The sequence below is a fragment of the Yoonia sp. 72 genome (genome assembly GCF_034652275.1).
In the GTDB taxonomy this organism is placed as follows: Bacteria; Pseudomonadota; Alphaproteobacteria; order Rhodobacterales; family Rhodobacteraceae; genus Yoonia.
Genome location: NZ_JAXIWG010000002.1, coordinates 453,921 through 466,195 on the forward strand (window position 1 = coordinate 453,921; position 12,275 = coordinate 466,195).

Genomic DNA, 12,275 nt, shown 5'->3' on the forward strand with positions numbered 1-12,275 from the left:
ATAGGTCCGCTCAATGCTAGCGACCGAAAAGCCGTTGCCGCATCCGGTGGCCCAGCACAGGTGCCGCCAATGCGCCAAGCAGGGTCAGCCCGCCTCGGCGGATGTCCGAAAAGAAACCGGTGGGGCTGGCAACCAGACCTCTGAGCGCAAAGCGCAGTGGCAACATGCGCCCCGCATCCAGCCGCAAGGCGCGGCGCGACAGATAGCGCAGATAGACCGCATCGGCGCGGCGGTTCACGGTGACTCCAAACCGCCGCGCTGTCGCGATCGCGGCGGCGCGACCGGCGCACATGGCCTCGAAATTCGCCGAAAGCCCGAAGATATTGTTGCGGTACCAGACCAGCGTTGTGTCATGCCCTGTGATCCGCATCCCCGAGCCGACAAGCCGGATCAGCCATTCCAGGTCTTCGTTATGCACCAGTGTTTCGTCGAACCCGCCCGAGGCGACGAAACGGTCCTTTCGGATGCACAGGTTCGACATGGTGCAGACGGGGTTTTCGCCCAGCAGGGTGGCAATCGTCAGCGCATCACGCGGGACGGTGGAAAAGACCTGCGCATCGGCAGGCTCATCGCGGAAAAACGCGATGCGGGCGAAGACCGCGTCAACACCGGGATCGGCAAAGCAGTCCGCCATCTGCGCCAGTTTCTGCGGCGCCCAAAGATCGTCGGCATCACAGAAGGCGATGATCTGGCCTCGTGCCTGCGTCACCGCATGATTGCGTGCGGCGCTGGGTCCTTTGCGCGGGTTGCGCAGCAGCCGCAGGCGTGGGTCGGCGGCCGCGGCCTTGGCGATCATTTCGCAGGTCGCATCGGTCGACCCGTCATCCACCAAAAGAGCCTCCCAATCGCCAAAGGTCTGCGCCTGCAGGCTGGCTAGCGTCTGCGGCAGGGTGCGGGTGGCGTTGAAGCAGGGGATCACTACTGAAAATAGGGGATGCGTGGGCATGGGTCAGACTTTCAAGAGCTTTGGCCGGAACACGGCGATCAGGACAGGGGCGGCAAAGGCGGTCTGTGTCAGGCTGGCAACAACCAGATACCCCCAGGCGATGACTTCGATGCCGTGCGGGGCCAAAAGCGCCGTGGTGCCGATCAGCGCGGTGGTCATGACAAGCGTGGCGGTGAATTCCGCACCGGCCCGATTCTGCGTGCGCAACCATTGCGCGGTGGCCGACCAAAGCACGGCAGGGATCGCCGCCAGACACAGGATCGACACCACGGGGCTGATATGCGCCCAATCTGCACCCAGCAAAATCGGCACATACCACGGCGCCAGCAAGGCCTGCAGCACGACGACCGGCGCAATCAGGCCCAAGGCCAACATGACTGCATTGCGCAGCGCCGTTTCGCGGTCTGCCGCGCGGGCGAGATGTGGAAACAGGACAACCGAGAACGCGACCGAGAATGAATTGGCCAGCCCCAGCCCCGCATTGAAGGCCAGAAAGTAGATGCCCAGAACCTCTGGCCCTGCCAATGCGCCGATGACCAGCTTGTCGGCATGCAGCCGCAGCGCCTTGACGATTTCGACGCCCAGAACCGCAAGGCCAAATCCGGTGAAATAGCGTAGTGCCATACCCCCCGCATCCGGCACCCGCTGCCAAGGATGCAAGCGGCGCATCGCGATCAGCCAGATCGGCGCGGCCAGCAACCGCGGTATCACCAGCGCAAGTGGTCCGGGAAACAGCAGCACCAGAACGACTGTAAAGAAATTCGCCCCCACCACCTGACTGCCTGCGATGGCGGCGGTCTTGCGCATCCTTCCCGCGCGCATTGCCAGTGCCGCCTGCACCAGCCCGCTGGGCATGAACAGATATTCCAGCGCTAGAATAGCCAAGAGCGCAAAGAACAGCCAATCCCCCCAGATCAGGGCAGCTGCCACCCCGATCAGCAATTGCAGCGTGAATAGTCCCAGCGCCCAGCCCCAGAAAATGCGGTGGGCGGTGTTGCAGGTGGCCGCAAGGCTGGTGTCAGAGGCGGCGATGATCCGTTGACCGACCCCGTTTTCCGTCAGTGATTTCAGGATGTCTGCCGCCGCCAGCGCCGCCGCCGCCAGCCCGATGGCCGCCGCGTCCATACTGCGCGCCACCGCGATCACCACCAGAAGCCGCGACGCTTTCGCCGCTACCTGGGAGGTACCATAGGCCAGCAGGTTTCCCGCAAACGGGCCGCTGGATCGGATCAGTCTGCTCAGCATCGGGCGCGCTCCGGTCAGGGTGTTGCTGTGTGTATAACGGTGCGTCGGCCTGACCGCCCCCGCGCGATGGCGCAGACTGCCAGCATATGCGGATAGCGCGCCTATCCTTCGGGCTAGAGTGCGCGGGCGGATGGTGTCTTTCGTGGACAAGGCGGCTTGGCGTGCTTAGAAACAACCAGACAGGGAACGGCTTACGACCGGCCAGCAGGGATTTCTGAAAAGACATGCGTAGAAGTGGACGGTCCTTTTGTCTTTCGGTGGGTCTGACGCTGGCAGCCTGCGGGACAGCGGGCACGCCCGACAATCCCGAACCCGTGCGCGAAGGGCTGGCCTTTCAGGCCGAATACCGCGATTTGCCCGCCGAGACCGAAGACACGCGCCAGAACAGGTCCACCGTGATGAACCTGCAGCGGTGCCTGCCTGCGATGGGTGATGAACGTCTGGGTAAGCAGGGCGTGTCTGCGCTGGCGGGTGCATCCGGCGGGTCCGCCCCTTCCGCGCTGTTTTCGGAACGGCTGTCGCGCGGGGACCTGCTGGATATCCGCGTGGCCGACGACGCGACCTTCACCGACGCCTATGTGATTTCGCGCGACGGGATGCTGCGCCTGCCGTTCCTTGCGCCGATCGCAGCACAAGGGCGCACGGTGGAACAGATCGAGGATGCCATTGCCGGCGCGCTTGTCGATGGGGCGTTCTACACCCAGCCTCCACGGCTGTCTGTGCGGCTGCGCGATTTTGCTCCCGTGCGGATCGCCGTATCAGGCGCCGTGTTCGAGCCGCGCCCTGTCGATATCGGCGGCACGCGCGGCGACGAGATAGATCAGGCGCGCCAATCCGCGCTGGGCGCTGCGGGTGAAAACCGCAACCTTTCGGTCGCCCTGCGCGCGGCAGGCGGGGTGCGTCCCGATGCCGACCTGTCGGCAGTGGAACTGCAACGGGACGGGCGCAGCTATTGGCTGGATATGCGCGGCGCGATCACGGGCCAGTCGTTTGACGATGTGACGCTGCTGACAGAGGATGCGGTGATCGTCCATTCGCGCAACTGCTTTCAAAGCGATCTGATGGTGCCAAGCCCGATCAGCCCCCCCGGCATTTCGCTGTTCCTGTCAAACCTGACACAGCCCGCCACGGGCAATGCGCCGTCGGCCATCGGGCGCGACGCGCGCGAAGTACCTTATGGCACGCGGTTTATGCAGGCGGTGGTGGCGGCGAATTGCGTGGGCGGGGCGCGGCTGACATCGGCGGCACGCTCTGCCGCGCTGTTTTCGCGTAATCCGATGACGCAGGATTCCGTCGTGATCGAACGCCGCATCGAAGAGATGCGCACCCGTGCCGACCGCGACCAGTACGACCCATGGCTGCTGCCCGGCGATGCGCTTGCCTGTTATGACAGCAGCATCACCAATCTGGGCGAAGCCGCGCGTGTCGTCGGTGTCGTCGGTGCCGCAGCCTTGATTGCGAACTGATCGCGCTGTCTCAGGTCGCGCGTGTCCAGTGATCAAGCGACAAACCGGTCTGTTCACTGATGCCTGCGCGTTCCGTATCGTACCGCCGCGCAAGCCTTTGCCGGGTGGCCTCTTCGAGCACAGGCAACGGTTTGCCCGCCCCTTCCAGCCAAGTGCGTAGGCGTTTACGAAACCCCTGCGGGATCAGTCTTTTGACCAGCCGCTGCACCCGTCCGGGGTGGCGCAGGGCCCGCGTCATGGCGGGTCTGTCGGACACGCTGGCCAGACCAGCGGTCACGTTTAGCCTTGGGTTGTTCACCAGCGGTGTCGGCGCGATACCCAGATGCAGGCAGATCTTTCGCCAGCAATCATCGGGTGCCGCGTCCAGTTGGGAAAATTCCAGAAACAGGATCTGTTGTCGTGGAAATGCATTCAGATAGCGGGCGATCTGGTCGGCGTAATGGCTGTGGGTTGCATAGCAATGCCCCCAGCTCCAGCCTTCGGCGCGGCGGGTGGGCTCGAGATCAAGAGCCGCATCAAAGCTGGTGGCGGGTTCCAGACCGTCACGCACATGGTGCAGGTATTGTGAAAAGGCGCGTTCGACTGGATCGCGCAGGATAATGATGATCCGTGCATCGGGCCGTGCCCGTGCGATCTGTGCTGCGACACTCTGGTCCACCAGATAGACCGGCGACACATCCCCTGTCAGCCGTCCGTCCGCCGAAGCGTAAAGTGCCGCATAGTCGTTCGGGTCCGTCGTGATCCGGTTGAAATAGTCGGGGTCAAAGGGCCCGTTCAGCGGAACCGCCGAGGTGCCCGCATAAGCGAAATAGCTGGGTTCCTTGATATGCGGCACAAAGACCTCTTGGTGGCCTTGCAGCCAGCGGAACACAGCCGTTGTCCCCGCCTTCGGTGCGCCGACGACGAAGAAGTCGGGCACATACTTCGGGCGGGTCCGCAAGATTCGCAGGTCCGCATCGACCAGGGCGTGAAACTGGTGGTCGCGCACCTTTTCAGCTCCAGCCAGCCGCACGGCGCGGTCCGGCGAGTGCCGCAAGCACATCGGCATAAAGATCTGGTCGGTCCATAGCATAGGTCACGGTCGCCTCGACGTACCCGGCGATGGATCCGCAATCGAACCGCTGCCCGTCGAAATGGTAGCCGTTGAGAGGGGTCGTCTCCAGATCGGCGGCGATCGCGTCGGTAAGCTGGATTTCTCCACCTGCACCGGGCAGGACAGATTCGAGACGCGTCATAACCGAGGGTTGCAGGATATAGCGTCCGACAACAGCCTGCGTGGATGGCGCATCCGCCGGGGCGGGTTTTTCTACCATGCCGCGCGCACGCACGGTCCGTCCGAAACGGTGTTCGATATCAAGCACACCGTAGGATGAAGTCGCTTCGCGCGGGACTTCTATGGTGGCAACCATATTGCCTCCGATTTCCGCATGGGCCGCGACCATCTGTTTGAGGCAAGGCACATCGGCGCGGATCACATCGTCTGGCAGCAATACCGCAAAGGGTTCGTCACCCACCAGCCGTGCTGCCAGCCGGACCGCATGTCCCAGCCCCAGCGGCTGGGCTTGCCTGATAAAGCAATGCTGGCCATCTGGCATGTTGGATGCGCGCAAAATAGCCAGCAGACCGCTTTTGCCGCCCTCTTGCAGCTTGGCCTCCAACCCTGCGTTCTGATCGAAATAGCCTTCCAGTGCGCCCTTGCCGGGGGAGGTGACGAAGATGAATTCCTCGATCCCGGCGGCACGCGCCTCGTCCACCGCATATTGAATCAGCGGGCGGTCGATCAGGGGCAGCATTTCCTTGGGAACTGTTTTTGTTGCAGGCAGGAAGCGTGTACCAAGACCTGCCACCGGAAAGACGGCTTTGCGAATATGGGTCATTTCAATCATCCTTTGAGTTAAATGAAAGTCAGTAGGCGCCACGGCCGGAAACCACGGCGCGGAATGTCATCGCGATCAGGACAAGGTCCAGCAGCAGCGACCGCGAACGGGCATAGGCAAGGTCCATGTCGATCATCCGGTCAAAGCCGATCTCGGCACGTCCGGACACCTGCCAGATCCCCGTGAGGCCCGGTTTGACCGCCAGACGGCCCAGCGCACGCGCGGGATAGGCTGCAACCTCTTGCGGCAAGGCAGGGCGGGGGCCGACGATCGCCATGTCGCCACGCAACACATTGAGGATCTGTGGCAATTCGTCGATGGAAAAGCGGCGCAGCACGCGCCCGACACGGGTGATGCGCGGGTCATGCCGCGCCTTAAAGCAAATGCCTTCGCGGTCGGACTGGGCGAGCAGCTCGGCGCGGCGCGCCTCTGCATCCATATACATCGAGCGGAACTTGAAGATCGTGAACGGTGTGCCGTCCTTGCCGATCCGGGTTTGCCGGAACAGGACAGGACCACGGCTTTCGATCCGCAGCGCCAGCGCAACCGCTGCGAAAAGCGGGGCCAGCGCCAGCACTGCACCGCCCGCCAGCGCGAGATCCAGCACGCGCTTGCCTGCGGCATCGGGCTGGCGTGGGGCGCGGTTGCGCAGGGCATCGCGGGTTTCGCGCGCCATGAACACCGCATTGCCTACCAGATAGCGGCGCGCCATCCGGCGCGGTTCCATTGCCAGCCGCCAGACCCATTCCATCTTGGCACGCCGCACGATCAGCGGCGACCGCGCCACACGGTTGGCCAGAAAATCGAACAAGGCGCCCACACCCATGGTTACGCGGGCCTGCAGGCGGCTTGCATTGCGCGCGAGCCAGACATCCTGCAACGGCACACCCATCGCGACCAGCACGATGTCCGCACCGCTGGCGTTGATGGCGGCGATGGCAGCGTCGGTATCGGCGGCACCCTCAAATCCGTCGCGGACACCGGCAATGCGCAGGCCGGGGATGTCGCGGACAAGGCGCGCGGCCGCATCGACGGCAACACCGGACCGGCCGCCGAACAGGAATACCGACAGGCCAAGCTGCTGCGCTTTGGCCAGCAGGAATGGCGTGAAATCGGTGCCGTTCAGATTGGCCGCCAATGGGGTGCGGTTCATTCGTGCCGCCAGCGCTACGCCGATCCCGTCTGGCAGGACGTGATCCGCTGTCAGCAAAGCCGCGCGGTAATGCGGGTCGTGCTGCATCAGATTGATGCAATGGGCGTTCACGAAACCGACACGCTTTGGCGCGGGGTCGCTCAACAACGCGTCAGCGACCTGATCGGCCTCTGCACTGACGACCGACAGCCCGAACAAGCCGACCTTGGGCAACGCCGCTGGCATGGGAATGGCGTGGATCGCATCGAACGCCTTTGGGTGGATCATCTGCATGGGGTGTCTCCGGGTTGGGTCTGCGGCTATGCAAACACCATCGGGACATTGGCCCTCGCGCTCAACGAAGCGACGGGACAGTTCCTTCGCCCTGTGGGATAGCCTCCCTAGTCAAGGGGGCGGCGCTGGCGCAAATCGGCACGCGATCCTATCTCTCGGGAGGCTGATCCTACCCGTATGGATAGGTCCGCTATCCGGTCCCGCGATGCCAACATCCCCTCTGGTGTGATAGATTTCCCGCAAAAGGAGAACGCATGATAATCAACACAGCCATGAGCACGGCCGAAGACGCCGCACAGGCGGTTGCGGAACTGGGCGAGGCGCTGGGGCTTGACCATGCGGGCATGCCTGATTTCGTGGCCCTGCATTTCAGCCTTGGCTGGTCGCCTGCGGACGTGCATGCCGCCGCAATCAAATCGCTTGGCGGTGCCGCGCTGCACGGAGGGTCGTCTTGCAGGGGTGTCATGACGCACCACGGGATCGCCATGCAGGACGGGCGTGGCATGGGAGCTTTTGCGATCTGGGACAAGGACGGCGCTTATGGCACGGCGATGGCCGATCTGACAGATGACCCCCGTGCAGCGGCCCATGACGCGACCGAAGCGGCGTTGGCCCGTGCAGACCGCCAAGGCGAAGCACCCGATCTGGTCTGGCTGACCACAGCACCCGGCACCGAAGAACAGGTTCTGGCCGGCATCAAGGATATTCTGGGCGAAGAGGTGATGATCGTCGGCGGATCATCCGCCGATAACGATGTTTCCGGCAAATGGGCCCAGTTCAGCCACGAAGCTATCGGCACCAACGCTGTTGTCGTTTCGGTCCTGTTTCCGTCGCGCCCCGTCAGTTGTGCTTATCAAAGCGGCTATGCGCCGACAAAGACAAGTGGCACCGTCACCCGCGTCGATGGGCGGCGGCTGGGTGAAATCGACGGGCAGCCTGCGGCCGCAGTCTATGCGGATTGGACCAAGCAGGCCGTGCCCGCGGCCACGACCGAAGACATGTCTATTCTGGCTGCCAGCACGTTCTTTCCGCTCGGGCGGATCAGCGGCACACTGGCCGATGTGCCGTTCCATCTGCTGGTGCATCCCGCGACATCCCATCCCGACGGTGCGATCAGCCTGTTTGCCGATATCCACCTTGGCGAGACCCTGTGGTTGATGAACGGGTCGGCTGATAGCCTTGTGGCGCGCGCGGCGCGCACGGCTGAATCCAGTCGCGATGCTCTTGTGGCGCCCGAGGTGAGGGGGGCGCTTGTCATATACTGCGGCGGTTGTATGCTTGCGGTCCAGGATCGCATGGACGAAGTGGCGCAGGGCGTGGCTTCGGCCTTGGGCGGTGCGCCGTTTCTGGGAGTGTTCACTTTCGGCGAACAGGGCGCACCCCTTGGTGCCGAAACACGCCATGGAAATCTCATGATCTCCTGCTCCAGCTTCGGCTGAACGGCAAAATGGACAGGGCGGAGATGTCTGAACACGAAGACCTGCGCGCTGCCCTGATCGAGCTGGACAAGCTCCGGCTGCGCGAACGCGCTGCATCGCATGAAAACGCGACCTTGTTGCGTGTTCTGGACGCTATGACCAGCGCCTCCAGTGGTGAAGAAGCTGCCAGCCGGTTGGTCGATATCTGCGCCGAGGCCCTCAAAGCGGATGCCGTCGCGCTGGTCGCGATCAATGGCGTCAGCGGACTGTCGGTCATCATGTCCAGCACCCAGGATCTGCGCGGCGTCAAATTGGAAGGCGGGGCTGATCTGCTGCACCGTCCGCGCCGCATGGTCAACCTGCACAAGGGTGGCAGCAGCGCGTCGATCAAGCAAGCCCTGCGGCGGTATCAGGCTTTGCTGGCCATGCCCGTGCCGGTCGAGGGCGAAAGCGCGATGGCCCTGCTTGCGATGGCGCGGGCAGAGGCGCATTTCAGCGGGGCCGATCTTCATCTGTTGGGCCGCATAGCCTCTTTGGCGGGGCAGGCGTTGGCTTCCCAACGGCTTGCGCGGCGCAACACCATGCTTGCGGCGCTGATCGACGGGTCGGCGCAATCTGCGCCATCCCCGCAGACGTTCCTTGATACCTCGCTCGAGGCTGTCAGCAGGGCGTTTGACCGACTGACACAGGCCCAAGGTGCGGTCGTGGCCATCAACAACGATCTGTTGCGTGCGAAAACCGACCAGATTGACGCCGCCATCCACGCGGCCTTGGCGCGCACCGGTGCTTTGGCACGGGCCGACCGGGTCTATGTGTTCCGTCTGGTGGCCGAAGACCGGATGGACAACACCCATGAATGGGTGTCCGACGGGATCGAGCCGATGATCGCGCATCTGCAGGACATGCCGGTTGACCTGATGGCGCCTTGGGTGCCGTCTTTCAGTCAGGACCAAGAGGTCTATATCCCCGACGTCACAGCCTTGCCCGATGACGACCCGATCAAGGATGTGCTGGCAGATCAGGGAATCAGATCACTGCTTGCTGTTCCGATGCTGCGCGACGGCGAGATTATGGGCTTTCTTGGCTATGATGCCGTGAAGGAGAACCGCACCTTTCTGCCGGGCGAGATTTTCCTGCTGCGCTCGGTTGGCAATACGATCAATGCGATGCTGGAACGCAGTCGCGCCGACCAGCGTGCCGAAGCGGCCACCCACGCGCTGCTCAGCGAACGCAACCGCGTGCAGGCGACGCTGGACGCCATGCCCGATCTGGTGCTGGAACTGGACAGCAAGGGTGTCTTTACCGGCTACCACGTTAGCCACAACGCACAACTGGAAGCGATCGCGCAGGCCATGATTGGCAAGGGTCCCGATGCCGCATTGCCGCGCCAAGCCGCTGATGGTGTCTGGCGCATCATGTGCGAGGTGGACGCCAAGGGCCGCACCGATCGCCATGAATTCGCCTATGACCTGCCTGATGGGCGGCGGTGGTTGCAGATTTCGGCGGCTGCGCGGCAGGGGGGGGCAGCCGACGGCGGCTATGTGTTCGTGATCCGCGACATCACCGATGCGCGCGCGCAACGCCGCGAAATCGAACGGCTGAGCGAGGTTGCACGCCGCACGACCAACCTTGTCATCGTCAGTGATCCGCAGGGCCGTGTCCAATGGGTCAACGCTGCCTTTGAACAGCGCAGCGGCTGGTCGCTGGCCGAGATTCAGGGCCAGACCCCCGGCAGTTTCCTGCAATCGGACAAATCCGACAAGCGCACGATCCGCCGGATCGGGGCAGCGCTGCGCAAGCGCACGCCGGTCAGCGCGCAGATTCTCAACGTGTCGCGCTTGGGCGAGGAATACTGGGTCAGCCTCGACATCCAGCCGCTGTGGGATGCCAAAGGGCGCCATCAGGGATTCATGGCGGTGCAAAGCGACATTACCGAACGCCGGTTGCAGGCCGAGCAGCTTCAGGCGACCACCGCCCTTGCGATCAAGGCGCGCCAGCGGCTGGTCAGCGCGGTCGAGGCCTTGCAGGACGGTTTTGCGATCTATGACGCGGACGGGTGCCTTTTGCTGTGCAATCAGCCTTATCGCGATTTCTTTCCACGGTCAGGCCCGCTGATCCGCGAAGGTATGACCTATCGGGAAATCCTGAACCTGCGTCTGGAGCATCGCGAATACAGGGCCGCCATCGGGCGCGAGGAAGAATGGCTGGCGCAGAGGCTTGACCATCACCGCAACCCCTTTTCCGAAATCGAACAGGAACTGTCTGATGGGCGCTGGGTGCGGTCCTTTGAAAAGGCGACCCCCGATGGCGGGCGCGTTGCGCTGCGGGTCGATATCACCGCCCTGAAAGAAGCCGAAAGGCGCGCGTTGAACGAACGCGCTGCTGCGATGGATGCGTCCCAAGACGGAATCGCGCTGACGGATGCGCAGGGATATTTCATCTACATGAACCCCGCGCATCGGGTGATGTTCGGGATATCCGCGCAGGAAGACGTGCGCAAACTGTCGTGGGAATCGCTTTACGAACCGCGCGAGGTGGATCTGCTGCGGACGGAGGTCCTGCCTGTGCTGCAACGCCAGCGTAGCTGGCAGGGCGAATTGTCAGGGCGTCATCGCGACGGCACCAAGATCGAACAGGAGGTTTCGCTGTCAGTACAGGATGACGGCGGGATCGTCTGTATCACGCGCGATATCGCCGAACGCCGCCGCAGCGAGGCAGAGCGCGCGCGCCTGCGCGAGGAATTGCAGCTGGCGCAGCGTCGCGAGGTCATCGGCCAGCTAGCCGCGGGGCTTGCGCATGATTTCAACAATATCCTTGCGGTGATATCGGGGTCCGCCGCGTTGATCGAAACACGCCTTATGGGGCAGGGCGCCGACACGCAGGATGCAAGCCGCATCGTGCAGGCGGCAAACAGGGCCGCAGGACTGGTGACGCGCCTGCGCGATGTCGGCAAGCACGCATCGGAACGCCAACAGCTTGATCTGCGCAAATGTCTGGCCGAAGCGGCGGATCTTTTGCGCACGGGCCTGTCGAACATGCATAAACTGGCCGTGCTAGCGCCCGAGACACCGCAACTGTCCATCGCCGATCCGACCGATATCCTGCAAGTCTTGCTGAATCTTGGCATCAACGCCCGTGATGCGCTGGACGACAGCCCGAACGAAATCGCGATGAGCGTTGCCCCCGCAGACCTGTCGATGATGGACAGGCCACCTGACATCGGGGTGCTGCATGACGGCTCTGCCTATATCATGCTGCGCGTTCAGGATACCGGGCCCGGGATCGACCCGCAGACGCGCGCGCGCATCTTCGAGCCTTATTTCACATCCAAAGGTCAACAAGGTACCGGCCTTGGGCTTGCCATCGTCGCGGGTATCGTGCGGGGCAACGATGCCGCGCTCTGGTTCGACACGACCTCGGGGATCGGCACACGGGTCACGGTGTTCTGGCCTGTCGACGGACCGCAGGCGCGGCACAAGGAAGATACCGCGCAAGACGGTGACATGATCCGCCTTGATGGCGTGCAGGCCCTGATCGTCGATGACGAAGAAGAAATCTGCGCCGTTCTCAGCGCCACGCTGGAAGCGGCGGGGGCAGAGGTGGCCTCTGCGACCGATCCGCGTGACGCGCTCGACGCGATCAGCGGCGATCCAGATTATTGGACGGTCCTGATCACCGACCACGATATGCCGCACATGACCGGCAGCCAGTTGGCGCAGGCGGCGCGCAAGGTGGCGCCGCATCTGCCGGTGCTGCTTGTCTCGGCGCTGCCTGATGCGGCAGGTGACCATCGCGGATTGTTCGATGCGGTTCTGCAAAAGCCCGTAGACCCAAGACTGCTTGTAAGGATGATCGCAAAAGCGGTAAGGTCAAAGGGAAGTTGACGAGGTGACCGCG

The 12,275-nt window shown here is 63.3% G+C and carries 8 protein-coding genes; 3 read left to right on the forward strand and 5 right to left on the reverse strand.

Annotated features, from left to right (window positions below):
• Positions 1-16: 16 nt before the first annotated feature.
• Complete coding sequence (locus tag VCK47_RS10745) at positions 17-946, reverse strand: glycosyltransferase family 2 protein (protein ID WP_322891090.1); 930 nt, start codon at positions 944-946, stop codon at positions 17-19.
• 3 nt (positions 947-949) lie between these two features.
• Entirely contained in the window at positions 950-2,191 is a 1,242-nt protein-coding gene (locus VCK47_RS10750) for an oligosaccharide flippase family protein (protein WP_322891091.1), read from the reverse strand.
• 224 nt (positions 2,192-2,415) lie between these two features.
• Here VCK47_RS10750 and VCK47_RS10755 point away from each other — a divergent pair, with 224 nt between their 5' ends.
• Complete coding sequence (locus tag VCK47_RS10755; protein ID WP_322891092.1) at positions 2,416-3,657, forward strand: polysaccharide biosynthesis/export family protein; 1,242 nt, start codon at positions 2,416-2,418, stop codon at positions 3,655-3,657.
• Between the two features lie 10 nt (positions 3,658-3,667).
• On the opposite strand, the gene VCK47_RS10760 is transcribed toward VCK47_RS10755, so the two are convergent.
• Genes VCK47_RS10760 through VCK47_RS10770 form a run of 3 tightly spaced genes read right to left on the reverse strand, consistent with a single transcriptional unit; the run spans position 3,668 to position 6,960 of the window.
• Positions 3,668-4,669, reverse strand: a complete 1,002-nt coding sequence (locus tag VCK47_RS10760) for a sulfotransferase (RefSeq protein WP_322891093.1) — start codon at positions 4,667-4,669, stop codon at positions 3,668-3,670.
• Positions 4,650-5,534, reverse strand: coding sequence for a UTP--glucose-1-phosphate uridylyltransferase (locus VCK47_RS10765; protein WP_322891094.1), 885 nt, complete (start codon positions 5,532-5,534; stop codon positions 4,650-4,652). Before VCK47_RS10765 ends, VCK47_RS10760 begins: the two co-directional genes overlap by 20 nt.
• A 28-nt stretch (positions 5,535-5,562) precedes the next feature.
• Positions 5,563-6,960 (reverse strand): WecB/TagA/CpsF family glycosyltransferase, encoded by a 1,398-nt coding sequence (locus VCK47_RS10770; RefSeq protein ID WP_322891095.1) that lies wholly within the window; start codon positions 6,958-6,960, stop codon positions 5,563-5,565.
• Positions 6,961-7,214: 254 nt separating this feature from the next.
• Here VCK47_RS10770 and VCK47_RS10775 point away from each other — a divergent pair, with 254 nt between their 5' ends.
• Together VCK47_RS10775 and VCK47_RS10780 are read left to right on the forward strand one after the other, a co-directional pair.
• Positions 7,215-8,399 (forward strand): FIST signal transduction protein, encoded by a 1,185-nt coding sequence (locus VCK47_RS10775; protein ID WP_322891096.1) that lies wholly within the window; start codon positions 7,215-7,217, stop codon positions 8,397-8,399.
• Positions 8,400-8,422: 23 nt separating this feature from the next.
• Positions 8,423-12,262, forward strand: a complete 3,840-nt coding sequence (locus VCK47_RS10780) for a PAS domain S-box protein (RefSeq protein WP_322891097.1) — start codon at positions 8,423-8,425, stop codon at positions 12,260-12,262.
• The last annotated feature ends 13 nt before the right edge of the window (positions 12,263-12,275 follow it).

What these genes read in the sequence shown, in the direction of transcription:
- VCK47_RS10745 (WP_322891090.1), bottom strand. Translation starts at nt 946, where the DNA reads ATGCCCACGCATCCCCTATTTTCAGTAGTGATCCCCTGCTTCAACGCC.
- VCK47_RS10750 (WP_322891091.1), bottom strand. Translation starts at nt 2,191, where the DNA reads ATGCTGAGCAGACTGATCCGATCCAGCGGCCCGTTTGCGGGAAACCTG.
- VCK47_RS10780 (WP_322891097.1), top strand. Translation starts at nt 8,423, where the DNA reads ATGTCTGAACACGAAGACCTGCGCGCTGCCCTGATCGAGCTGGACAAG.
- VCK47_RS10755 (WP_322891092.1), top strand. Translation starts at nt 2,416, where the DNA reads ATGCGTAGAAGTGGACGGTCCTTTTGTCTTTCGGTGGGTCTGACGCTG.
- VCK47_RS10770 (WP_322891095.1), bottom strand. Translation starts at nt 6,960, where the DNA reads ATGCAGATGATCCACCCAAAGGCGTTCGATGCGATCCACGCCATTCCC.
- VCK47_RS10775 (WP_322891096.1), top strand. Translation starts at nt 7,215, where the DNA reads ATGATAATCAACACAGCCATGAGCACGGCCGAAGACGCCGCACAGGCG.
- VCK47_RS10765 (WP_322891094.1), bottom strand. Translation starts at nt 5,534, where the DNA reads ATGACCCATATTCGCAAAGCCGTCTTTCCGGTGGCAGGTCTTGGTACA.